At 52.5% G+C, this 20,768-nt stretch carries 21 protein-coding genes and 3 pseudogenes; 14 read left to right on the top strand and 10 right to left on the bottom strand.

The window, feature by feature from the left end:
- Window positions 1-3 precede the first annotated feature (3 nt).
- From WNY38_RS08195 to WNY38_RS08205, 3 genes are all read left to right on the top strand, one after another.
- Window positions 4-1,488 (top strand): tripartite tricarboxylate transporter permease, encoded by a 1,485-nt coding sequence (locus WNY38_RS08195; RefSeq protein ID WP_342856852.1) that lies wholly within the window; start codon window positions 4-6, stop codon window positions 1,486-1,488.
- Between the two features lie 71 nt (window positions 1,489-1,559).
- Complete coding sequence (locus tag WNY38_RS08200) at window positions 1,560-2,519, top strand: tripartite tricarboxylate transporter substrate binding protein (protein WP_342856853.1); 960 nt, start codon at window positions 1,560-1,562, stop codon at window positions 2,517-2,519.
- Between the two features lie 151 nt (window positions 2,520-2,670).
- Window positions 2,671-3,741 carry a Gfo/Idh/MocA family oxidoreductase gene (locus WNY38_RS08205; protein ID WP_342856854.1) on the top strand — a complete coding sequence of 357 codons (1,071 nt, stop codon included), beginning with the start codon at window positions 2,671-2,673 and terminating at the stop codon, window positions 3,739-3,741.
- A gap of 77 nt (window positions 3,742-3,818) precedes the next feature.
- Here the strand turns inward: WNY38_RS08205 and WNY38_RS08210 are convergent.
- A pseudogene (locus WNY38_RS08210) lies at window positions 3,819-3,938 on the bottom strand (IS110 family transposase); the annotation flags it as partial.
- A gap of 3 nt (window positions 3,939-3,941) precedes the next feature.
- On the opposite strand from WNY38_RS08210, the gene WNY38_RS08215 reads away from it, so the two are divergent.
- From WNY38_RS08215 to WNY38_RS08225, 3 genes and pseudogenes are all read left to right on the top strand, one after another.
- On the top strand, window positions 3,942-4,124 hold the full coding sequence (locus tag WNY38_RS08215; protein ID WP_342856855.1) for a S41 family peptidase: 183 nt from the start codon (window positions 3,942-3,944) through the stop codon (window positions 4,122-4,124).
- A 263-nt stretch (window positions 4,125-4,387) separates the two neighbouring features.
- Window positions 4,388-5,464 (top strand): Hint domain-containing protein, encoded by a 1,077-nt coding sequence (locus WNY38_RS08220; RefSeq protein WP_342856856.1) that lies wholly within the window; start codon window positions 4,388-4,390, stop codon window positions 5,462-5,464.
- A gap of 36 nt (window positions 5,465-5,500) precedes the next feature.
- Window positions 5,501-5,857, top strand: a pseudogene (locus WNY38_RS08225) (hypothetical protein); the annotation flags it as partial.
- Between the two features lie 301 nt (window positions 5,858-6,158).
- Here the strand turns inward: WNY38_RS08225 and WNY38_RS08230 are convergent.
- Window positions 6,159-6,851: a GntR family transcriptional regulator gene (locus WNY38_RS08230; protein ID WP_342856857.1), complete on the bottom strand. Its 693-nt coding sequence runs from the start codon at window positions 6,849-6,851 to the stop codon at window positions 6,159-6,161.
- Window positions 6,852-6,997: 146 nt separating this feature from the next.
- Window positions 6,998-7,675 carry an FCD domain-containing protein gene (locus WNY38_RS08235; RefSeq protein ID WP_342856858.1) on the bottom strand — a complete coding sequence of 226 codons (678 nt, stop codon included), beginning with the start codon at window positions 7,673-7,675 and terminating at the stop codon, window positions 6,998-7,000.
- Window positions 7,676-7,902: 227 nt separating this feature from the next.
- On the opposite strand from WNY38_RS08235, the gene WNY38_RS08240 reads away from it, so the two are divergent.
- The 4 genes from WNY38_RS08240 to WNY38_RS08255 all read left to right on the top strand — a co-directional run bounded on the left by WNY38_RS08240 (window position 7,903) and on the right by WNY38_RS08255 (window position 11,589).
- Entirely contained in the window at window positions 7,903-8,817 is a 915-nt protein-coding gene (locus tag WNY38_RS08240; protein WP_342856859.1) for a fumarylacetoacetate hydrolase family protein, read from the top strand.
- A gap of 74 nt (window positions 8,818-8,891) precedes the next feature.
- A complete protein-coding gene (locus WNY38_RS08245) occupies window positions 8,892-9,923 on the top strand; it encodes an ABC transporter substrate-binding protein (RefSeq protein WP_342856860.1) in 1,032 nt (343 codons plus the stop codon).
- Complete coding sequence (locus WNY38_RS08250; protein WP_342856861.1) at window positions 9,923-10,729, top strand: ABC transporter ATP-binding protein; 807 nt, start codon at window positions 9,923-9,925, stop codon at window positions 10,727-10,729. Before WNY38_RS08245 ends, WNY38_RS08250 begins: the two co-directional genes overlap by 1 nt.
- Complete coding sequence (locus WNY38_RS08255; protein WP_342856862.1) at window positions 10,726-11,589, top strand: ABC transporter permease; 864 nt, start codon at window positions 10,726-10,728, stop codon at window positions 11,587-11,589. The genes WNY38_RS08250 and WNY38_RS08255 overlap by 4 nt, the downstream gene beginning before the upstream one ends.
- 385 nt (window positions 11,590-11,974) lie before the next feature.
- On the opposite strand, the pseudogene WNY38_RS08260 reads toward WNY38_RS08255, so the two are convergent.
- The 3 genes and pseudogenes from WNY38_RS08260 to WNY38_RS08270 form a co-directional block, all read right to left on the bottom strand.
- A pseudogene (locus tag WNY38_RS08260) lies at window positions 11,975-12,139 on the bottom strand (fasciclin domain-containing protein); the annotation flags it as partial.
- A 143-nt stretch (window positions 12,140-12,282) separates the two neighbouring features.
- The gene (locus WNY38_RS08265) at window positions 12,283-12,408 is read right to left on the bottom strand and encodes a hypothetical protein (protein WP_342856863.1); all 126 of its coding nucleotides are present in this window, start codon (window positions 12,406-12,408) and stop codon (window positions 12,283-12,285) included.
- 118 nt (window positions 12,409-12,526) lie between these two features.
- On the bottom strand, window positions 12,527-12,715 hold the full coding sequence (locus WNY38_RS08270; protein WP_342856864.1) for a hypothetical protein: 189 nt from the start codon (window positions 12,713-12,715) through the stop codon (window positions 12,527-12,529).
- 708 nt (window positions 12,716-13,423) lie between these two features.
- Between WNY38_RS08270 and WNY38_RS08275 the strand changes: the two genes are divergently transcribed.
- A complete protein-coding gene (locus WNY38_RS08275; RefSeq protein WP_342856865.1) occupies window positions 13,424-15,466 on the top strand; it encodes a DEAD/DEAH box helicase in 2,043 nt (680 codons plus the stop codon).
- 114 nt (window positions 15,467-15,580) lie between these two features.
- Here the strand turns inward: WNY38_RS08275 and WNY38_RS08280 are convergent, their stop codons facing one another.
- On the bottom strand, window positions 15,581-15,787 hold the full coding sequence (locus WNY38_RS08280; protein WP_342856866.1) for a hypothetical protein: 207 nt from the start codon (window positions 15,785-15,787) through the stop codon (window positions 15,581-15,583).
- Window positions 15,788-16,076: 289 nt separating this feature from the next.
- On the opposite strand from WNY38_RS08280, the gene modA reads away from it, so the two are divergent.
- Genes modA through modC form a run of 3 tightly spaced genes read left to right on the top strand, consistent with a single transcriptional unit; the run spans window position 16,077 to window position 18,615 of the window.
- On the top strand, window positions 16,077-16,850 hold the full coding sequence (gene modA / locus WNY38_RS08285; RefSeq protein WP_342856867.1) for a molybdate ABC transporter substrate-binding protein: 774 nt from the start codon (window positions 16,077-16,079) through the stop codon (window positions 16,848-16,850).
- A complete protein-coding gene (gene modB / locus WNY38_RS08290) occupies window positions 16,850-17,545 on the top strand; it encodes a molybdate ABC transporter permease subunit (RefSeq protein ID WP_342856868.1) in 696 nt (231 codons plus the stop codon). The genes modA and modB overlap by 1 nt, the downstream gene beginning before the upstream one ends.
- Window positions 17,542-18,615 carry a molybdenum ABC transporter ATP-binding protein gene (gene modC / locus WNY38_RS08295; protein ID WP_342856869.1) on the top strand — a complete coding sequence of 358 codons (1,074 nt, stop codon included), beginning with the start codon at window positions 17,542-17,544 and terminating at the stop codon, window positions 18,613-18,615. Before modB ends, modC begins: the two co-directional genes overlap by 4 nt.
- Before the next feature lie 2 nt (window positions 18,616-18,617).
- Here modC and WNY38_RS08300 read toward each other — a convergent pair whose 3' ends face one another.
- The 3 genes from WNY38_RS08300 to WNY38_RS08310 are packed head-to-tail and all read right to left on the bottom strand — an operon-like array spanning window position 18,618 to window position 20,694.
- Window positions 18,618-19,421 (bottom strand): metal ABC transporter permease, encoded by an 804-nt coding sequence (locus WNY38_RS08300; protein ID WP_342856870.1) that lies wholly within the window; start codon window positions 19,419-19,421, stop codon window positions 18,618-18,620.
- The gene (locus WNY38_RS08305) at window positions 19,418-20,197 is read right to left on the bottom strand and encodes a metal ABC transporter ATP-binding protein (RefSeq protein WP_342856871.1); all 780 of its coding nucleotides are present in this window, start codon (window positions 20,195-20,197) and stop codon (window positions 19,418-19,420) included. Before WNY38_RS08305 ends, WNY38_RS08300 begins: the two co-directional genes overlap by 4 nt.
- On the bottom strand, window positions 20,197-20,694 hold the full coding sequence (locus WNY38_RS08310; RefSeq protein ID WP_342856872.1) for a Fur family transcriptional regulator: 498 nt from the start codon (window positions 20,692-20,694) through the stop codon (window positions 20,197-20,199). The genes WNY38_RS08305 and WNY38_RS08310 overlap by 1 nt, the downstream gene beginning before the upstream one ends.
- Window positions 20,695-20,768: the final 74 nt, after the last annotated feature.

Here is a 20,768-nt window from a genome sequence, read left to right on the forward strand (position 1 = left end):
TACATGCTTGAGGAATTCATAACCGGCTTTGGTATGGCGATGCGCCTAGATACTTTTGCCTTCATGGCGGCGGGCCTTTTTGGCGGCATGCTCGTCGGCGCACTGCCCGGGTTTACGACGTTGATGGCGATGGCGATTTTGCTGCCGATTTCGTTCTTTTTGGAGCCAATCGTTGGCATCCCCTTCCTGCTTGGGGTTTATAAAGGTGGCATTTTTGGCGGATCTATTCCTGCTATTTTGGTGTCTATGCCTGGCACAGGTGCTGCGGTTGCAACGTCACGGGATGGTTATAAGCTGACCCAGCAAGGCAAGTCGCGAAAAGCTCTTGATATGGCGTTATTCTCGTCGGTGTTTGGCGACACCTCGAGTGATATTTTTACGCTTCTTATGATCTTTCCAATCGCCTTTCTTGTGATGCAATTCGGACCACCTGAACTCTTTGTCGTGCTTTTGTTGAGCTTGGTTATCATCGCAGCGACATCGGGTGAGAACCCAGTTAAAAGTTTGTTGATGATGGCCCTAGGACTTTGGCTTTCCTTTATAGGAACGGATCCATTGGGCGGAGTTGAACGGTTTACCTTTGGTATCTTCGATTTGAAGTCTGGCATTCCATTATTGCCTATGTTGATTGGTGTCTTCGCTATCCCTGAAGTGGCAGGTGTCGTGATGCGCTCTGAAGGGGTGCGCCAGCTGTCGAGCCTCGTTGGTGAGCGACTGTCGTTCAAAGAATTCCGTGCCAGCTTCAAGACGATTTGTCGGTCCACAGCGATTGGCGCGGGCATTGGGACAATCCCAGGTCTTGGCCAAGTGGTTGCGGCAATGATGGGTTACGCTGCAGCGAAGAACGCATCTGATCACCCAGAGACTTTTGGCGAAGGCGAACTTGAAGGCATCGCTGCAGCTGAAGCGGCGAACAACGCGGTGAACGGCCCTACCATGGTGCCATTGTTAACGCTTGGCATCCCTGGCGATAACGTGACAGCCATTTTGCTAGGTGCTTTCGTTGCACAGGGCCTGCGTCCAGGACCACAATTGTTTGAAGAACAAGGTGCGACGGTCTTTGCGATCTTGATTGCTATGGTTTTTGCGAACATTTTATTTCTCGGCATTGGCTACCTGTCGATCCCGTTCTTCTCGCGTCTGGTTCAGATTAAAACATCAATCTTAATCCCAATCGTTATCATGTTCGCCTTTGCTGGGACTTTCGTGTTCCGCTCTGACAACTTTGATCTCTTGATGCTTGTAGCGTTCGGTATCTTTGGCTTGATTGCCAGAGCAGGGAAATTTGATGTGATGCCTATGGTTATGGGCTTCATCCTTGGGCCACCTATGGAGTACGCCTTCGGCCAAATGGTTGCCATGGGCAACGGCTCAACTATGGCCTTTATGTTTGAAGAACGCCTACCGGCACTATGCGTATTGCTTGCAACGCCAGTCATCGGTTTGTTTCTTTGGAAACGGATGCAAACCGTGACCAAACCAAAATAAAAAACAACAGGGAGTGGGACGCATCACCTACCCAAACTCGCTTGGAAAATGGTGCACATTGGAGGAACTAAATGTTTAAGCTAACGTTGAAGAAACTAGCTCTGTCTGCAGGTCTTGCAGCCATGATGCTGCCAACAGCTGCCTTGGCGGACTATCCTGAAAAACCAATCACAATGGTTATCCCATTTGGGGCAGGTGGGTCACACGATTTGAACTCACGTGTGATTACCTCTATCATCCCAACTTACCTCGAGCAGGCGATGATCGTGCGCTTGACGCCTGGGGCAGGCGGGCAAAAAGGCACGCAAGAAGTAGCGAACGCAGAAGCCGACGGCTATACGTTGCTGTTCACACACAACTACGTCGACATGCTTCAGCAATACGTCGAAAATTTGCCGTATGAGCCGCTCGAAGATTTCGTTCCAATCGCACGTGTAAACTATGCGCCAATTGGTGTCGTGGTGCGTGCAGACAGCCCATATGAAACTTTTGAAGATCTCGTCGCAGCAGCAGACAAAGAGCCTGGCAGCATTCAGATGTCGCACTCTGGAAACTGGGGCGCACTCTTTGTTCCTGCCGCTCAGATCATGAAAGCGCGCGATATTTCGCTGAACCTCGTGCCCTACAAAGGTGGCGGACCAGCATTGCAAGCGCTTCTTTCTGGCGATGCAGATGTTACGATGGGCTTCCCGTCTACATTGAGCAGCCAAATTGAAGCGGGCGAGGTGCGGGTCTTGGCGACGGCTGGTACAGAACGGATTTTCGACGATGTTCCGACGTTTGCCGAAGTCGGCGTTGAGGGCGATGTAGGCTTTATGCACCGTGTTCTCTTGGCGCCTGCAGGCACTCCGGATGATGTTATTGCGACTTTGACCAGCGCGTTTGAAAAGCTTGTCGAAGACAAGACTTTCAGTGGCATGATGGGACGCTTGAACGAAACGATCGATTTGCTCGACGGTCCAACCTACCAGAAAATGCGTGAAGATCAGGCTATTGCATACAGCGAGCTTGTTGAAGCCCTGACAAAGTAAGCTTTGAGCCTGCGTTTTGGCGGCGTGCATTTTATATGTGCGCCGCAAATTTTGACGATAGCTTCGAAGCATGAAGTGATGAGCATAAAGACCTTAGATATAGTGCCAAAATTGCGCCGCTCTGGCGTGGGCCCGTGGAGATAAATTTAGAATGAGACAAGTAGAAGTCGCGGTTATCGGAACAGGTTGGTGCGGAGGCATTCGCGCCGAAACATTGTCGAAGTCGGCTCTGGTCGACAAATTGCACATCTGTGAAATTAAACCCGAGCGTTTAGCTGAAGTCGCGGAGTTAACCAAACCGGCAACGGCGACCCTTGAGTATCAAGATATTATCGACAACCCTAACATTGAAGTTGTCTACATTTCCACCACGCCTGAGCAAACGCATTACCCGATTGCCAAAGCTTGTTTGGCGTCTGGAAAAAACGTTTTGCTTGAAAAACCATTGGCAATTGAGCTCTCTGAAGCAGATGAGTTGATCGCGCTGGCAAAGGCAAACGGTGTCAAGTTTACGATTGGATACTCACAGCGTTTCAACCCAAAAATCGCTTACGCCAAAAAGTCTATTGCTGAAGGCCGGCTGGGCAAAGTCGTCAACGTCATGGTGAGCCGTCATCTGTCGCGCACCCTTGGCAAAAAGATTGCAAATCGTGTGAAACTCTCGCCTGCAGCTATGGAATCAACTCATGATTTGGACTTTGTGTTCTGGCTTTTGGCACCTGCAAAACCGGTCCGCGTTTACTCGCAAGGCGCCTACGGCTACATGAAGGATCTCAACGGGTCCTATGATTGCATGTGGTCAACGATTACGATGGATGACGGCACTTTGGTGGTTGTTGGCGGCGGTTGGAACTTGCCTCCAAGCTATCCAAACTATTGCGGCACATGGATCGAAATTACCGGCACCGATGGCGCCTTGATCTTGGACGATACAAGTCGCGACAACTGGCTCAACACAGTCAAGGACGGCACACAGTTTCCAATGTCGACCATGCCAGGCGAACAGGTTGACCACGCATTTGCAGGTCAAATGGGACCGGAAACCCTTCACTTCCTCGAAGCTGTGTTGCTAGACGGCCCCGTCATGGTGGATCCAGAACATGCGCGCATGGTGATGGAAACCTACTCGGGCGCAGACGTCTCCGCTGAGATTGATGAGCCGGTTAAGCTGCCGCTGACAAACCAAGCCCTCGCGACACTCGCTGATCTAAAAGCCAAGTAAGGCCAAAAAACACCAGTCAGGTCACCTTACGGCGACCTGACTGGTATCGATTTTGTGTGAGGTGCATGGGCCTCACGACTTTTCATATGAACGGGGCTAAGCCAGCCTGTGCCTAATATTTGCGCGATACCTCGTGCATCTGTTTTGTCGGTCTTATTTGTCATTGCTGACAGTGCCGCACTCACTTGACGTGCCTCATCGTGCTCACCGGCTCTGCCGCCGAAATCCTGGCCCTCGCGCTGCGCGAACTGGATCAAACAACGTTGATGGGCGAGCGCACTTCTGGCGGGTTTCCCGATATTATGGGTGTAAAATTGCACAATGGCTGGGTTTTTGGCTTCTCAAACCAGACCTATCGCAGCATGGATGGTGATCTGTTTTAGGGCCCCGGTATCCCGCCGGATGTGGCGTTTGATATCACATCCTCCCCTTGCTGGCCGGCGAAGACCCGCTTATGCGCGCAGCCTTTGCACGGGCGCGGGCGGAATAATCCCGCAAACCCCGCTCGACTTTGACATAAAATTTATGCTATCAATAGATAACTTGCCCCATTATGCGGGACTTGGCGGCTTACTTTAATCGCTTTGGCCACAGATACATCGCACAAGGCGACGATGCGGCTAAAAATTTCACTATAGGGCACATCATGTCAACCAACCTCATAGTAAACGGAACGTTCGACGCCGATCCCGGTGATGCGGATTACGGCTGGTCGGGCACGGACCTTGAAACGGACAACGACGAAGACACGTATCAAAGTAACGGCAACACCGAAAACAGCGTTGCCGAAATGAACGGCAGCAAAAACGCCACAACCGTTATGGAGCAGACCTTTACGGTCGATAATGCACTGACCACGGAGCTCACGCTTGATGCGGCCATGCGCAATTCCAGCAATTTTGAAGTGGGCGTTGATGGCTTTTTGGTTGAAATCACCGACAGCGAAGGTACGGTGATTTTCTCAACCACCGTCTACCCCGATAGCATAACGTTCGAAACCTATACCTTTGATGTTACCTTTCCTTCGGCGGGCGACTACACGATCACCTTCACCGAACTGGGCGATGACACAGACGGCTACGGTGCGCTGGTCGATAATATTGTACTGATGGTCTGCCTGACCACAGGCAGCATGATTTCCACGCCACACGGCAACATCGCCGTCGAAGACCTTGTGGTTGGCATGCCCGTCGACACAGCCGACGGGCCAAAGCCCCTGCGCTGGATCGGGCGCAAAACTTTGCGGCCTCAGGACCTTGATGCAAATGAAAAACTGCGCCCTGTGTTGATCCGCAGTGATGCCCTTGGCGCGGGTATTCCGGCCCGCGATATGCGCGTGTCGCGCCAGCACCGGATGGTTGTTTCATCGGCCATTGTCGAACGCATGTTTGGTGCACGCGATGTACTGGTGTCCGCCATCCGGCTGACCGCCTTGAGCGGGATCGATGTTTGCACACAATCAGCCCCTGTCACCTATTATCACCTGCTGTTCGATGATCATGCGGTCATCACCGCCGACAATGCGCAAACAGAAAGCCTCTTTGTTGGCCCCGTCGCACTATCGGCCCTGTCAGATGACGCGCGCGAAGAAGTCTTGGCCCTTTTCCCGCAATTGGAACAGGCCACGGCCCCGCAACCCGCAGCGCCCATCCCTACCCGCCACCAGCAAATCTCGCTGATCAACCGCCACGTTAAAAACGCGCGCGCCGTTCAGGGCGGCTAGTCCAGCGTTGGGCGCTTTGGATCCACGCTCAGCGCGCATGGATTGTCCCTTGTTGTTGCGACAACAGATGGCGATCCCAATATCGAGGCGCAAAGGTTGATCAACATCGGAGCTGAAGCCCTCATTGTCTCAGGGATCACACACAGTCAAGAATTTGATCAGTTGATTTCACAGACTCGTATGCCAACAGTTGCGACCTCGTACTTCAAACCCGATTATCGCTATCCGACCATTGGGTATGACAACCTCGCGGCATCTCGAAAAGCACAGGAATTTTTGATCGATAAAGGCCATCGGCACATAGCTGTCTTGCACGGCCCAATCGAACACCAAGATAGGATGATGTCGAGGAACCTCCGGAGTTCAACTCGGCGCCTCAGACAGACAAGATAACGGCCATCACCGTCTCACCGAAATCTGGGTCTGTCACACTGACCACGGCTGATTCTATAACATTGGGAAGGGAATCGAGGAGCACCCCTCTATTTCTTAGAGGTAGGTATCACGTTCTCCTGAAATAGTGAGACCCTTTTGCCGCCCGACGATGGCGACATAGCTAGGCTTGCGGCAGCGGTGTTAGAAAGACGTGACGATGGCATTGGGCATAGGCGTGTATAAGGCCTTGAATATGTGTGATAAAAACCGATCTGGCACCCCAATCAGACGCCGCTTTGGCAACTGTTTGGGGTTGCGATTATTGCGACAGGACCAGGCCTGTATCTTGCAAAAATGTACCTGTCTTCTGATAGTGATCCAGCAGGCGTTCACACGCGAGATCGGTATCTCTGGCGACGGTTGCCGCCAGAATTTGTTGATGCTCAGAGCTGACATCACGACGTTTGTAGGACAATGAGCGCCCCGCGATATAACGATAGCGCACGTTGAGATCGTAAAGTTGACTGCAATAGAGCAACAGGATTGGTGAGTGACAATTGGTCAAAAGCGCCATGTGGAACGTTTTGTGTAGCTCTTCAAACTCGGCTCCGTCGATCGGATTTGCGCGGGTCAACCGATGATGTGCAAGCACGAGGTTTTCTTCCCAAGTGTCCGTTGCATTGGCGATGCTCTGGCGCAGGGCCATTTCCTCTAATGCGCAGCGCAGCGTCAAGATCTCTGTGAAATGCGCCTGACTGACGGGGGCCGACCGGAAGCCACGTTGATCGATTCGTTCGACCAATTGGTCTGATGTCAAAAGACTCAGCGCTTCGCGCACCGGCGATGCACCTGTTTGCAACAGGTCTTTCAGGTTGTTGATCTTTAGTTTTTCACCAGGAGGGATCTCTGCCGTCACAATCATTCGGCGGATTTCCGAATAGGCAATTTGTGTAGCAGAAGTGATCCGAGGCGCTTTGTCGGGTGAGACAGGGGCAACAGCGGAAATGGTCATACTCTCTCCTTAGCGTCTGGTCAGGGGCGGCGTTGGACCCTGATAGTCTGTCCGCCATTTTTGCGCAACGATACCACCGACTTTTACTCTCATATGGATAAAATATCGTTTTTAAGACACAGGTGATTACGCTTGTAAAAAGGGCCTTAGCGAGAAAGCGTCGGTAGAACCCTATCGCGTACAGAAATCAGGTGGTCACGCATACAAGCTTCCGCAAGGTCGGCATCGCGCGCTTCAATTGCGACGCAGACCGCTTCATGTTCGTCAAAGCTGCAATAATTGGTGGCGGGGCCTGTGGTTTCGCGCGATTGCCCCCAAACGGTTGAACGCCTTACGACATTCAGCGTCTCAAATAGGTAGACAAGGAGCTTATTTTGCGTGGCTTTGGCTATGACCGCATGCAGGTTATTATCCTGCGCCTCGTAGCTACGCCAGTCGGGCGCGGTGCGACATCGCTCGTTGCAGGTCCGCATGGCAATGAAGTCCGCTCGGGTGCCGGAATACGCCGCGAGCCGCGCAAGTCCCGGCTCAATGGCCAATCGCGCGGCGATCACTTGGGTGGGGCTGGCCAATTCTCCAAGATAGGCGATATCGTTAAGATTGAGCACCGGTCGCGCGCCGACGAATGTGCCTCGGCCGACATGTCGCCAGATGAGTCCGTCTATTTCCAAGGATGTAAGGGCCTTACGCAACTCGCCGCGCGAGACCTTAAAATGTGAGGCAAGCTCTCGTTCTGGAGGCAGGCGCTCATTGTGTTGAAAGCCTCGTGAACCGATATAGTGTCGGATACTTTCAGCAAGGTTTGTGGTTAGATCTTGTTCCATGTAAAACCAATCTAATAATTGGTTTTGAGCTGCAATCTATGCAAGGCACGAAAACCTGATAACGTATATCCAACAATGACAGAGGTTTTCGAACAATCAAGTGGGAATGGATATTTTTACTCTTAACCAATTCATCATTGGTTAGTCAGTTTTGATGCCATTTTCGACGGTGTCGTTAACTGTCTACTTCTACCTATGATCACCCATTGCGAAGGAAATTAAATACGATGCGCTTAACCACGATATTATCCACAGCCGGTCCCATTGCAGTCGTAGAGTTGGCAGACGGGCGTTTCTTACCTGTTGCTGTAGCAGCGCGTGCAGCGGGTTCTACAGATCCGGCACTGCTGGCGGGCGGGTTACAGGCAATCATCGAGGGCGGCGACGCCTCGCTTGCATTGCTGCGCGAAATCGTTGCCACAGCGGCACCTGAGGTGACGATCTCTGCCGACGACGCGCAGCTGTGTGCGCCGTTGCCAACGCCTGCGAAGAACGTTTTTTGTGTGGGTCGTAACTATGCGGAACACATTGCCGAAGGTGCGCGGGCACTGAAAGCAGATATTTCCGCGACTGAAGTGCCGGTGTTTTTCACCAAGCCCCCGACCACAGTGACCGGACCCTACGCAGATGTTCCAATCTTTCCGCAGGTTTCCACCAGTATCGATTACGAGGTCGAGTTGGCGGTCATCATTGGCAAGTCAGGCCGCAACATTTCCAAAGAGAACGCGCTCGAGCACGTGTGGGGCTATACGGTTATCAATGACGTTACAGCGCGCGACGTGCAGCGCCGCCACGGCGGGCAATTTTTCAAAGGTAAGGCCTTTGATGACTCTTGCCCGATGGGCCCTGTTATCGTCACAAGCGATGCGATTGCCGATCCCCACAACCTGCGTGTGAGTACAACCGTGAATGGCGAACCGCGTCAAGACGGCAATACCGCACAAATGATTTTTGATATTCCCACACTTATCGCATCCTTGTCTGAAGGGCTAACGCTGAACGCTGGCGATATCTTGGCCACAGGAACGCCGTCTGGCGTTGGCTACGCGATGGAGCCACCGCACTTCTTGAAAGATGGCGATGTAGTGGTGTGTGAAGTTGAAGGCATTGGTGCGTTGCGCAATACGATGCGCAACGCCTGATACGAAACGATGCGAGGTTTCCCGCGGGAGGCGGGATCCTTGCGTTATGAAAAGCAGAACAAATTGGAGGATATATGATGCTTACGAGACGTATTTTTACCGCTTTGATGATGAGTGCGGCGGCTATGACGCCTGTCGCCATGACGAGCCCCGCCGCTGCGCAGGAACTCACAAAGATCACTTTCGTGTCGCCAAGTGCGTCGGCGATCAATTCATTCAGCATTCACACAGCCATCGGCGAAGGGTTCTTTGCAGATGAAGGCCTAGAAGTCACGGCGCAAGCAATCAACGGCTCCGGCGCGGTGCTGCAAGCTTTGTCGTCTGGCCAAGCTGATTTTGGACGCCCTGGTCCGGGACCACTGCTTGCGGCGCGCGGACGCGGTGTGGATGCGGTGTTCATCTATAACCACGCGGCCAAGAATAACTTTGGTCTCGTTGTGCCGGATGCCAGCCCTGTGCAAACTCCCGCTGAGTTGAAAGGCACAGTGATCGGCACTGGATCCGCCGATGGCGCAGAAGTCGGTTTTGCGCGCAACGTGATGACCGGTTCTGGTCTTGTGGATGGCACAGATTATTCATTCTTGACTGTTGGCGATGGTGGCCCTGCCTCTGCTGGTCTCAGATCAGGCGAGATTTCAGCCTATTCCGCAGCAGCTGCCGATGCGGCGGTTTTGAACCACCGTGGTGTTGCTGTGCGCGATATCACCCCTCCTGAATTTGCCCGTTTCTTTGGCAATGGTTTGGTGACGATGGGCGATACCATTCGCGACAACCCTGAACTGGTCGAAAAATTTGTCCGTGCAGTCTACCGTGGCCATATGTTCGCGCTGGACGAAGCCAATCGTGAAGCGGTTTTGAACGATATGGCAATGGCCAATCCACAAGAAAGCGAAGATCGCGAGTTTGCGAACTCTTTGCTGGAAGCGATTATGGACAGATCCGTTCCAACCGATCTCAGCCATGGTTACGGTTACCAGCCACCTGAAGTGTGGGAAGAATGGCAGCAAGTACAAATTGCAGGCGGCGAATTGGCTGAACCTTTGCCCGATCTGACAGCGGCGTACACCAACGAATTTACCCTCAAAGTGAACGGGAGCGCTAAGTAATGACTGCTGCCGCAGCCCTATCCCCCACCGACGCTCCTCGAGAGCCAGTTTATCAACTCAGTCATGTTGGCAAAACCTATGCCCGTAATGCGGTAACCGCATTGGATGATGTGAATTTGACCCTTAGAAAAGGCAGTTTCTCGTCCGTCATCGGGTCTAGTGGCTGCGGCAAATCTACACTTTTAAAAATCATGTCAGGCATGATCTCGCCCTCCATAGGGCGAGTTATGTTGCAAGACAAACCCGTGATGGGGCCCCGCCGTGACATCGGGATGATGTTTCAACAAGCGACCCTGTTTCCATGGCGCACGACGTTGGAAAACATCGTTCTTCCGATTGAAATCCGCGATGGCAAAAAGGCTGCGAAGGCAGCAGAGGTGCAGGCGCGCGAATTGATGGAATTGGTCGGCTTGAAGGGATTCGAGGAAACCTACGCGAATGAATTGTCTGGCGGCATGGCGCAGCGCGCCTCGATCTGTCGGATGTTGATCACCGAGCCTGCTGTTTTGTTGTTAGATGAACCGTTCAGTGCGTTGGATGAACTCAGCCGCGATTTTATGAATATGGAGTTGCAGCGAATTTGCACGTCGCGCGATGCGACGGCATTCTTGGTGACCCATTCTATTCCTGAAGCGGTGATCTTGTCGGATGTGGTCTATGTGATGAAGCCGCGTCCAGGCCGTGTGGCAGAGGTGGTCGAAATCGATCTGCCGCGTCCGCGCACCTTGGACATGATGACCACACCGAAATTCGGCGCACTGGTCGAACATATCCGCAGCAGTTTGGACAAGGAGGCCTTTCTATGACACTCGAAAATACCGCTGATACGGCGCGAGAGCATGAAGGCGATACCGTTTGGAGCGAAGGTGGCGGTTGGCTTGATATGGTTCCGCGCTGGGCGCAAATGCTGTTTGTGTTTCTTGTGTTTGTCGCGTTTTGGGACTTTGTGACGCGGTTTGGCTTTGTGAGCCCGATCATTCTGCCTTCGCCGATGGAAACTCTGCTTGATCTTGTGTTTGTCGGCAAAAATATCTTTACGGGGGGCTATATGCTGACAGCCCTTTGGATCACGCTGCAAGAAGTGTTCTACGGCTTCTTGCTGGCTTTGTTTATCGGTGTTGGTCTGGGCGTGATTGTCGGGGAAACGGCTTTCGGTGAACGTGCGATTATGCCTTATCTTGTTGCGATTGATACGATGCCAAAGGTGGCTTTTGCACCTTTGTTCGTGGCATGGCTTGGATTTGATATTGATAGTAAAGTCGCACTGGCGGCCTTTATTGCCACCTTTCCCATCGTTGTGGGCACAGCGGCAGGGCTACATGCAGCCGATACCAACAGTCGCTATTTGTTCAAAACTATGGGGGCATCGCGGTTGCAAACCTTGCTAAAGCTTAAACTTCCGATGGCTTTGCCTCAGATGTTTACAGGACTGAAAATCGCGTCTGTGGGTGTGATGGCTGGGGCGATCACTGGTGAGTTTCTCGGTGGTGGTAAAGGATTGGGTGAGTTGATCCGGACCGCTGCGAGCCAGCTGAATACGCCCCGCGTTTTCTCTTTGATCTTGTATCTTTCAGTCGTCGGCTTGATGCTATTCGCCTTTGTGTCATGGGTTCAACGTCGTTTTGTGTTTTGGCACAAAGAACGTGTACACGCAGACGGTGAATAAAGATCACAGTTTGCTAAAAAAGAGCGTTGGCGGTGCTGCCGTCAACGCTTTCGTGCCGAATAGACAATGAGTTGGATTGTTGATCTTGGAGGTACAAAGCCTCCTCACCCCATCCCCATTTTTGGCTGTCTATCAGAGTATTGCGATAGCCCTGCTCTTGGTGATCCAAGCTGGTATTAAGCGGATGATCCACGAGGCCTTGAATGAACCTGCCCTGAAATCATCATAAGTGCGCCTGCGATGGCCCAGTTTTTCACGAAAATTGACATTTGCCACGGATCTGATGGGATAAAATGAAAAACACTGGTCGCGACACAATACAGCGCAAGAGAACGTATAACGATGATGACGTGGCGGTTGGCTGCCAGTAAAAGTGCTGCGATTACGTTGTGTGATCGGCAGAGTTCACAGCATTTTCAACGATGTTTTTGTCAGCGAACATTTCTGCGCCACCAACCATTGGGTTTTCACCGTGGTGATCGGCAAAGGCAGCGCCAGCGGTCAAAGCGATTGCAGTTGTAGCTGAAAGAAGTGTTTTTGCGAAAGTCATGGTGTATTCCTTTGTAAGTTTATTCCGAAGTGTTTCGGAAGACATAAGGAACCACGAAATGAGCGTTCAAATAGTTTCAGGTTTTTTGAATTTTTATCAAAACTTTTTTCAAGACCTTGATAACGCTTAATATTAAAGTAGCGTTATTTGACCAGCAGCCAAGCAAGCCCCAGCGGGGCAACGATCTCGAACGATACAATCCCATAGCGCACAGCACTTCGCCAATCGGGTTTTTTGAGTTCGATCCAGCCCAGTATGAAATACGACATGACCAGTTGAAAGCCCAGATAAGCGTATGCCGTTTCTTGTAATACAGGTGTCGGGGCCCAGGTGGCGGCGATAGGCAAGTCAAAATCAGCAAACTCATGCGATCACTGCCGTCAGCATTTAGGGGCCATGAAATCTGTGCTGTGCGATCCAACCCAAACCCAAAAGACCTAAGAGGGTCAACGCACTGGCGACACCTGATAGTAGGATTCGCTCAAATCGAAAGCCCATTAGATATTCAGCGCTTTGTTCTATAAAGACCAAGGCCGTTAGAATTTTGCTCAAACGCAATGCTGTCTCGAACGTCATGACTGCACGCCCTTAGATATCTCAACATCACCTGTTTCATATTCGACGCTTTTGATCAGGTCAGGGCCTACGCGATCTAAAAAAACAATCGAAAATACAATATGGCTCTGGGCGAGGGTGGCGAGTGCTGTGCATCAGGTCTCGCATGATGCGCCTGCGAATCTCTTGCTGGCTGTGCTGTGTCGGGGCCGCGATCAGTCGTTCAGAACTGTTCACCAAGAATAAAGTTTTGTTCCATTCAGGATTCCACAGTATGCGACGCAACATCATTTAAAGTGGCACGCGGTCAGAGTGGGCGCGAAATTCTTGCCAGTTTGCGGCGGATGCAGGGCATCTTTCATCAGGGCGTATTCCACGCGGGGCGAAGGGGCCACTGAACTGAAAAACCGCCAAGACTGTATAAGCGCTGATAAAATAAGCTTTAGGCTGTTGAGCAACACCTGCATTTCGTGCGTTTGAACCGCCAATAAAAGAATCGCGCCCGCGATATGCGGTCTGGCTCAACTCTATGAGATCATGCTTAACACAAGGTTGTCGGCCTTGCCTGCGGCGTGAGGCGCGGCCCAATACACTAAACGCATTACGATGTTAAGCCAAAGATATGCTTTGCCCCTATACAAGTCGGCCTTCTTGCCTTATCAGGACATCTTTCTTACCTCCGGTCTTTCCGCGCACGCGGCGATTGCCCAATACGGACACGCATCTCCCATGATTACAGCCCTTTCCGACGCCCTTGCCGAGCGCGGCTATGACACCCTCACGCCAGTCCAAGAGGCGGTGAACGATCCTGCGTTGCGAGACGCGGATCTTTTGGTCTCTGCGCAAACCGGTTCAGGTAAAACTGTCGGTTTCGGTTTGGCCATCGCGCACACCCTTTTGGGTGACGCAGAACGCTTTGATCGTGCCGAAGCCCCGATGGCTTTGGTCATCGCGCCAACACGCGAATTGGCGTTCCAAGTCAAACGCGAGCTTGAATGGCTTTACGCCAAAGCGGGCGCGAAATTGGCGTCTTGTGTTGGCGGTATGGATTACCGCGATGAAAAACGCACCCTTGAGCGTGGCGCACATATTGTTGTCGGCACGCCGGGTCGTTTGCGCGATCATATTCAGCGCGGGTCTTTGGATATGTCGGGCTTGCGCGCGATTATTCTGGATGAAGCCGACGAGATGCTTGATCTTGGTTTCCGCGAAGATTTGGAGTTCATGTTGGGTGAGGCCCCTGTTGAACGTCGCACCTTGATGTTCTCGGCCACTGTGCCTGCGATGATTGCCAAACTGGCCAAGCAATACCAACGCGACGCTGTGCGTGTGAACACCGCAGCTGGCGCAAAACAACACGCTGACATTTCCTATCAAGCGCTGTCTGTTTCTGCACGCGACGAAGAAAACGCCATCATCAACATGTTGCGGTACCACGATGCGGAAAACGCGATCGTTTTCGCCAACACCCGTGCTTCTGTGGCGCGTTTGACAGCCCGTTTTGCCAACCGTGGTTTTTCGGTTGTGTGTTTGTCCGGCGAGTTGAGCCAATCTGAGCGCTCACATGCTTTGCAAGCCATGCGCGATGGTCGCGCACGTGTTTGTGTGGCGACTGACGTTGCTGCGCGCGGCATCGATTTGCCGAACTTGGAATTGGTTATTCACGCTGAATTGCCAACCAATGCTGAAACTTTGCTGCACCGTTCTGGCCGTACCGGCCGCGCTGGTCGCAAAGGTATTTCTGCACTCATAGTCCCGCCAAAAATGAAAACCAAAGCCACGCGTTTGCTTGGTTGGGCGAAATTGCAGGCGGAATGGGTTGAAGCGCCAAGCGCTGAGATGATTTTGGCGAAAGACGAAGAAAAGCTTTTGACAGACGAGGCCTTGATGGCCGAGCCGTCTGAAAAAGAAGCAGAGTTCGCAGCCAAAATGTTGGAAACGCATTCGCCAGAGAAAATCGCTGCTGCGTACTTGCGTCTTTACCGCGCTGGCGTGTCTGCGCCTGAGGAACTTGGTCCGGCACCAAAACCAGGTGAGCGTCCTGAGCGCGCACAACGCGAAGACTTCGGAAAATCCGTTTGGTTTGCGCTGTCTGTTGGCCGCGATGACCGTGCAGAGCCACGCTGGCTTTTGCCGCTGGTGTGCCGCGCAGGCAACATCGACAAAACCTCTATTGGCGCGATCCGCATTCGCGACACGCAGAGCTTCGTTGAATTGAAAGAAGCAGCCGCAGATGGTTTTGAAGCCGCTCTTGATAACGGTATCTTGGAAGAAAATGTGAAAGCGACCCGTTTGGCGACCATGCCTGATTTGGGCGGTGATCGTTCCGGTGGCGACAGAAAACCTTACGAGAAAAAGCCATATGAAAAGAAATCGTTTGGCGACAAAAAACCGTATGAAAAGAAGTCGTTTGGCGACAAGAAGCCTTACGAGAAAAAAGAATACGGTGACAAGAAACCCTATGTGAAATCTGCAGATGGTGACAAAAAACCATTTGATAAAAAGCCGTTTAAGAAAAAATTCGAAGACCCAACACGTGATGGCGCTGTGAGCGACAAAGCGAAAAAGCCTTTCGAGAAGAAATCGTTTGCTGCGGGGGCTGGTGACACATCTAAACGCGTCTACAGCAAAAAGCCTGCTGGTGCTGGTAAACCCACTGGCGGCAAGCCTTATGCTGGCAAGCCTAGCGGTGGAAAACCTGCTGGCGGCAAGCCTGCTGCGAAATACGGCAAACCTAAAGGTGGCGCATCCGCTCCACAACGCAAAGGCTAAACTGCCGACGATGATCTAAATAGAAAAGCCGAGCAGTTAAATGCTCGGCTTTTTTCTGTTCGAAAATCTGGCAGGCGCGGTTGCCTTGATGATCCGCGCTAAGATGTAGCGGTCTTATTTCTTAGGGATTTTAGGAATAGGCCCTGTTGGCGCGGCCAAAGACGCTTTTTCTTCTTTGGTCAGCTTTGTGTTCCACGCGTTGTTGCTGATGCGCAGTTCATTTGGCATGGGCTTGGTTTTGCCCTTGCTGATGTTGCCGCCTTTTTCCAAAAACTCACGGATTAAAGCTTCGTCGGTTGTTTCTTTAGGCACTTGTTTCATCTTCGAATGCGTCCTCAGCGACTGCAAAAGCAGGAAAAATAAAAGAGTGAAGTGTTCGTCTTGATGATCGGTATATGTGCAATGTTACTGCGCAGGCATCGTGATTCATAGGGCGAAACACCGCGTTTTTTACATGTGCAATGCTTTTAGGTTCAAAAGTATCGCAATCACTTGGCGTGATTTAGGGACGCAAGGCATGGTCTGCGGATAAATGGGCCTTGCTTTGCAGTCCTATGGCTTGTGATGTATTGGTATCCCATGACGCCGCGCAACTTAGACTAGGGATCTTATGCCCAAACGTTTCATCAGCTCTTTGATCCAACGGATTGCCTTTGTTCTGTTTGCTGGTTTAGGACCTGTGCAGGCAGATACGGTTACGGTGTTTGCCGCAGCCAGTCTTAAGGTTGCCTTGGATGAAGTTGCGATGCAATTCGAACAAGTGTCTGATCATAAGGTTCAGCTGTCTTTTGCAAGCTCATCAGCACTGGCGCGGCAAATCGAGCGCGGCGCGCCTGCCAATGTATTTATCAGCGCTAACACCGACTGGATGGATCGCCTTGCCGTCGAGGGTTTGCTTGAACCAGAGACACGCATCGCGCTTTTGACCAATCAACTTGTGCTGATCGCACCCAAAGATTTGGGCCTGCCACAGGCGTCAATCGACGACATTGATTTCCCAACCTTGCTAAAAAGTGGGCCGATAGCGATGGGGTTTGTCGAGGCGGTGCCCGCGGGCATCTACGGTAAATCGGCACTGGTAAGCTTGGGGCTTTGGGACAGCTTGTCGCCACATGTCGCGCAAACCGACAGTGTACGTGCAGCTTTGGCATTGGTCGCGCGCGGCGAGGCCCCATTGGGAGTTGTCTATGCAACAGATGCGCTGAGCGATCCACGCGTTTCGGTCTTGGCTCTATTTCCTGAAAACAGTCATGTGCCCATTATTTACCCGAGCGCATTGATTGCGCCTGCGACCACGGCAGCATCTGAGTTCGCGGCATACCTTTCATCATCTGAAACCAGCACGATGTTTGAAGCGCATGGGTTTGGGAGTATCGAGCGCTGATGCTTTTGGATTTTTCACCTGCAGAATGGCAAGCCATCGGGCTGTCGATCAAAGTGTCGTTTGTGGCCACTCTATTTAGCCTGCCTTTTGCTCTATCGGCTGCCTATGCGTTGGCGCGCTGGGACTTTATCGGCAAACAGTTTTTGAACGGTCTTGTGCATTTGCCTTTGGTTTTGCCGCCCGTGGTCACCGGATATTTGCTGCTCGTGGTCTTTGGGACGCGTGGGCCCATTGGTGGTTTTTTGCAAGATTGGAGTCTTGTTTTCGCCTTTCGGTGGACAGGGGCCGCTTTGGCCGCGGCCATTATGGCCTTCCCTTTGATGGTGCGTGCGATCCGACTGTCATTGGAAGCTGTTGATCCAAAATTGGAACAGGCCGCAGCCACTTTGGGGGCGTCGCGCGTTTGGATTTTCTTGACAATCACTTTGCCGCTCACTGTGCCCGGCATCTTGGCTGGGACGGTTTTAGGGTTTGCCAAAGCCTTGGGTGAATTCGGCGCGACGATAACATTTGTTTCGGCCATTCCGGGGCAAACCCAAACTGTACCATCAGCCATCTATGCGCTTTTGCAGGTGCCCGGACAGGAAAATGCAGCACTGAGATTGGTCATGGTTTCGGTCGTTTTGGCCATGGGGGCTTTGCTCTTGTCTGAAGTGCTGGCACGTCGGGCCATAAAGGGGATGACGGGCGCATGAGCTTATCCATTTCCATCCAGCATGCCTTTGCGGACTTCGCACTTGATGTCGCTTTCGAGGCACCCAAAGGTTTGACTGTTTTGTATGGGCGCTCAGGGTCCGGCAAGAGCACGATCATCAATGCCGTTTCTGGGTTGATACGGCCGCATAGAGCCAAAATTTCCATCGATGGGCAGGTGCTGCAAGACAGTGCTGCTGGCCTTTTTAAATCCGCGCACAAACGCAAATTGGGATATATTTTCCAAGACAGTCGCTTGTTCCCGCATCTCACTGTGGCACGCAATCTGGATTACGGTGCGCGTGCGGCAAGGCGCTCGGTCGATGCAATGCAGCGTGCGCGCGTCATCGAAATGTTGGGTATTGGCAATCTGTTAGATCGCAAGCCAAGCGCACTGTCGGGTGGCGAAAAACAACGGGTAGCCATCGGGCGGGCGCTTTTGGCTGATCCGCAGCTGATCCTTGCGGATGAGCCTTTGTCGTCTTTGGACGCTGCCCGCAAAGCTGAGATCTTACCTTATTTCGAACGCGTCCGAGACGAGACCGATATTCCGATCATCTATGTCAGTCATTCGGCTAATGAGGTCGCGCGTTTGGCGACCACCGTGATCGCGCTCGAGAATGGTAAGGTTATACGCAAAGGTCCTGCGCTTGACGTCTTGGCTGATCCAACAGTTATGCCGATGGGGGTTAGTCAAGTTGGCGCGGTTTTGAATGTTCGAGTCAAGGCGCATCATTCAGACGGTCTGACGGAACTCAGCGCGGGTCACGATTCCTATTTTTTGCCGCGTTTGCAGACTGACATAGGCGTGAACCTGAGAGTGCGACTGCCGGCTTCTGATGTGATGCTGGCGCTGGGGCGCCCTTCGGGTTTGTCTGCGCTCAACATCGTAAAAGGCAGGGTCGAGGCGATCCAAAACACCGGCGCATCAAGCGCCATTGTCAAGGTCTCCACCAGTGCGGGCTTCGTGCTGGCGCGCGTAACGCAGCGGTCTGTTACTGCGATGGGTTTGGACTTGGGTGTGTCATGCTTTGCCATCGTCAAAACAGTGGCCATCGCCTCAGATATCTAAGCTTATGCGCGGTTCCCACGCAGCAGGTCCATCACGCTTGCAGCACAAAACAGTACGGCTGCGACGCAGACAATTGTGGGCCCTGTCGGTGTATCGAATTGAAACGCCAATTGAATACCTGCCAAAACGGACGCGGCTCCAATGATGATAGCAATCAGCGCCATACGTTCGGGCGTGCGCGCAAAGGGGCGCGCTGCGGCCGCCGGAATAAGCAGCATCGCAGCGATAAGCAAAACGCCGACAACTTTGATTGCGACAGCAACGACCATGGCAAGCGCAAGCGAAAGGATAAGTTGTTCGCGACGGGGCGAGATGTCCGCAGCACTTGCAAGATCTGGATTGAGTGTCGAAGTTAAAAGCGCAGACCAGCGCGCAAGCAGCAAAAGTACGACCAAAGCCGCGCCCCCCCAAATCACCAGTAAATCCATGCGGCCAACGGCCAAGATGTCGCCAAAGAGATAAGCCATCAAGTCGATGCGCACGCCGTCAATAAACGAGACGGCCACAAGGCCAAAGGCCAACGAGCTGTGCGCCATAACGCCAAGCAGCGTGTCCATCGCATAACCACGTCCACCTAGGGCTGAAACAGTCAAAGCCATGATTAAGGCCACTGACAACACTCCGCCAAATATCGACACGTTGAAGGCCAAGGCCAGCGCCACGCCTAAGATCGAGGCATGCGCCGTTGCATCACCGAAATAGGCCATACGACGCCAAACAACAAAGCAACCCAAGGGGGCGGCGGCCAAAACCACGCCCAGTCCGGCTAATGTGGCGCGGATCATAAAATCATCGAGCAGGGTCATAGCGAGGCCTTTGGTGTGTGGTCATGGCTCTGCGCGTGATCATGATCATGTGCGCAATTCTCGTCGTGTGTATGCGTGTGCTGGTGACGGTAAAGCGCCAACGCGCCATGGGTGCCATAGCCAAACAAGGCGCGATATTCAGGGGCTGAAGCCACCGTCTCTGGCGCGCCCTCGCAGCAGATGTGGCCGTTCAAGCAAATCACCCGATCCGAGGCTGCCATCACGACATGCAATTCGTGACTGACCATCAAAACCGCACATCCAAAATTTTGGCGTACTTGGGCTATTTGTGCGTAAAAATCGGCAGATCCTGGTTGATCGAGGCCTTGTGTGGCTTCATCTAAAATCAAGATATGAGGATTGTTGAGCAAAGCCCGCGCCAGCAGAACGCGTTGGAATTGCCCGCCCGAAAGGTCTGTCATCTGTCGTTTGCTCAGATCACCTGCGCCCGCATCGTCCAGCGCTTTTTCTGCGACTGCATCATTGACGCGGCTTGGAAGACTGAGAAACCTGCGCACTGTAAGCGGCAATGTCGGGTCGATGTGCAGCTTTTGTGGCACGTAACCGATGCGCAAATCTGGCTTGCGAGTGATCTGGCCGCCTGTGGGTTTGATCGCGTTCACAAGCGTGCGCAATAACGTGGATTTCCCCGATCCATTCGGGCCGACAATGGTCACAATTTCACCAGCACTGATCGCCAAGTTTACGTCGTGTAACGCCACTTTAGACCCGATATGAACGCATACGTTTTTGAGAGAGATAAGAGCGTCAGACATCAAACAGTTTCGCTTTTGGAGATGCAGTTGGGGCAGAGGCCTTCGGCTTCTAGGATGGCGCGCTCGATGATAAACCCTGTGGCGGATGCAATTTGCGCAAGGCGACCTTGTGTCAAATCGGTTTCGGCTTCTGCCACGGAATTACAGTCGCGGCAGATCAAAAACGCGGGCGTGTGTACTTCATGCGGATGGGCGCAGGCGATAAAGGCATTGAGGCGCTCTATCTTGTGGACAAAACCGTGTTTGGTGAGAAAATCCAAAGCGCGATAGGCGACGGGAGGCTGTGATCCAAGTCCCTCATCACGCAGGCGATCTAGGATTTCATAAGCCCCAAGAGCGCGGTGTTCTTCGAGCAAGATTTGTAGGACGCGTTTGCGCACCGGCGTGAATTGCAAGCCAGCAGTGATACAGCGCGCCTCAACCGAGGCCACGGCATCTGTGACGCAACTTTCATGATCGTGATGGGCAAAGCCGATGGGGTCGCCGTTGGGGGGCATGTGCAATCCTTAATGTCTCATATTTGGGGTTGATATGTTATATTATGACATATATCAAGAGGGTGTTATAGTAT

This window comes from Pacificibacter sp. AS14, assembly GCF_038899935.1.
GTDB lineage: Bacteria > Pseudomonadota > Alphaproteobacteria > Rhodobacterales > Rhodobacteraceae > Celeribacter.

Coding starts and splice junctions, on each gene's coding strand:
- WNY38_RS08195 (WP_342856852.1), top strand. CDS start 4: ATGCTTGAGGAATTCATAACCGGCTTTGGTATGGCGATGCGCCTAGAT.
- WNY38_RS08200 (WP_342856853.1), top strand. CDS start 1,560: ATGTTTAAGCTAACGTTGAAGAAACTAGCTCTGTCTGCAGGTCTTGCA.
- WNY38_RS08205 (WP_342856854.1), top strand. CDS start 2,671: ATGAGACAAGTAGAAGTCGCGGTTATCGGAACAGGTTGGTGCGGAGGC.
- WNY38_RS08220 (WP_342856856.1), top strand. CDS start 4,388: ATGTCAACCAACCTCATAGTAAACGGAACGTTCGACGCCGATCCCGGT.
- WNY38_RS08230 (WP_342856857.1), bottom strand. CDS start 6,851: ATGACCATTTCCGCTGTTGCCCCTGTCTCACCCGACAAAGCGCCTCGG.
- WNY38_RS08235 (WP_342856858.1), bottom strand. CDS start 7,675: ATGGAACAAGATCTAACCACAAACCTTGCTGAAAGTATCCGACACTAT.
- WNY38_RS08240 (WP_342856859.1), top strand. CDS start 7,903: ATGCGCTTAACCACGATATTATCCACAGCCGGTCCCATTGCAGTCGTA.
- WNY38_RS08245 (WP_342856860.1), top strand. CDS start 8,892: ATGATGCTTACGAGACGTATTTTTACCGCTTTGATGATGAGTGCGGCG.
- WNY38_RS08250 (WP_342856861.1), top strand. CDS start 9,923: ATGACTGCTGCCGCAGCCCTATCCCCCACCGACGCTCCTCGAGAGCCA.
- WNY38_RS08255 (WP_342856862.1), top strand. CDS start 10,726: ATGACACTCGAAAATACCGCTGATACGGCGCGAGAGCATGAAGGCGAT.
- WNY38_RS08265 (WP_342856863.1), bottom strand. CDS start 12,408: ATGTCGTATTTCATACTGGGCTGGATCGAACTCAAAAAACCCGATTGG.
- WNY38_RS08270 (WP_342856864.1), bottom strand. CDS start 12,715: ATGACGTTCGAGACAGCATTGCGTTTGAGCAAAATTCTAACGGCCTTG.
- WNY38_RS08275 (WP_342856865.1), top strand. CDS start 13,424: ATGATTACAGCCCTTTCCGACGCCCTTGCCGAGCGCGGCTATGACACC.
- WNY38_RS08280 (WP_342856866.1), bottom strand. CDS start 15,787: ATGAAACAAGTGCCTAAAGAAACAACCGACGAAGCTTTAATCCGTGAG.
- modA (WP_342856867.1), top strand. CDS start 16,077: ATGCCCAAACGTTTCATCAGCTCTTTGATCCAACGGATTGCCTTTGTT.
- modB (WP_342856868.1), top strand. CDS start 16,850: ATGCTTTTGGATTTTTCACCTGCAGAATGGCAAGCCATCGGGCTGTCG.
- modC (WP_342856869.1), top strand. CDS start 17,542: ATGAGCTTATCCATTTCCATCCAGCATGCCTTTGCGGACTTCGCACTT.
- WNY38_RS08300 (WP_342856870.1), bottom strand. CDS start 19,421: ATGACCCTGCTCGATGATTTTATGATCCGCGCCACATTAGCCGGACTG.
- WNY38_RS08305 (WP_342856871.1), bottom strand. CDS start 20,197: ATGTCTGACGCTCTTATCTCTCTCAAAAACGTATGCGTTCATATCGGG.
- WNY38_RS08310 (WP_342856872.1), bottom strand. CDS start 20,694: ATGCCCCCCAACGGCGACCCCATCGGCTTTGCCCATCACGATCATGAA.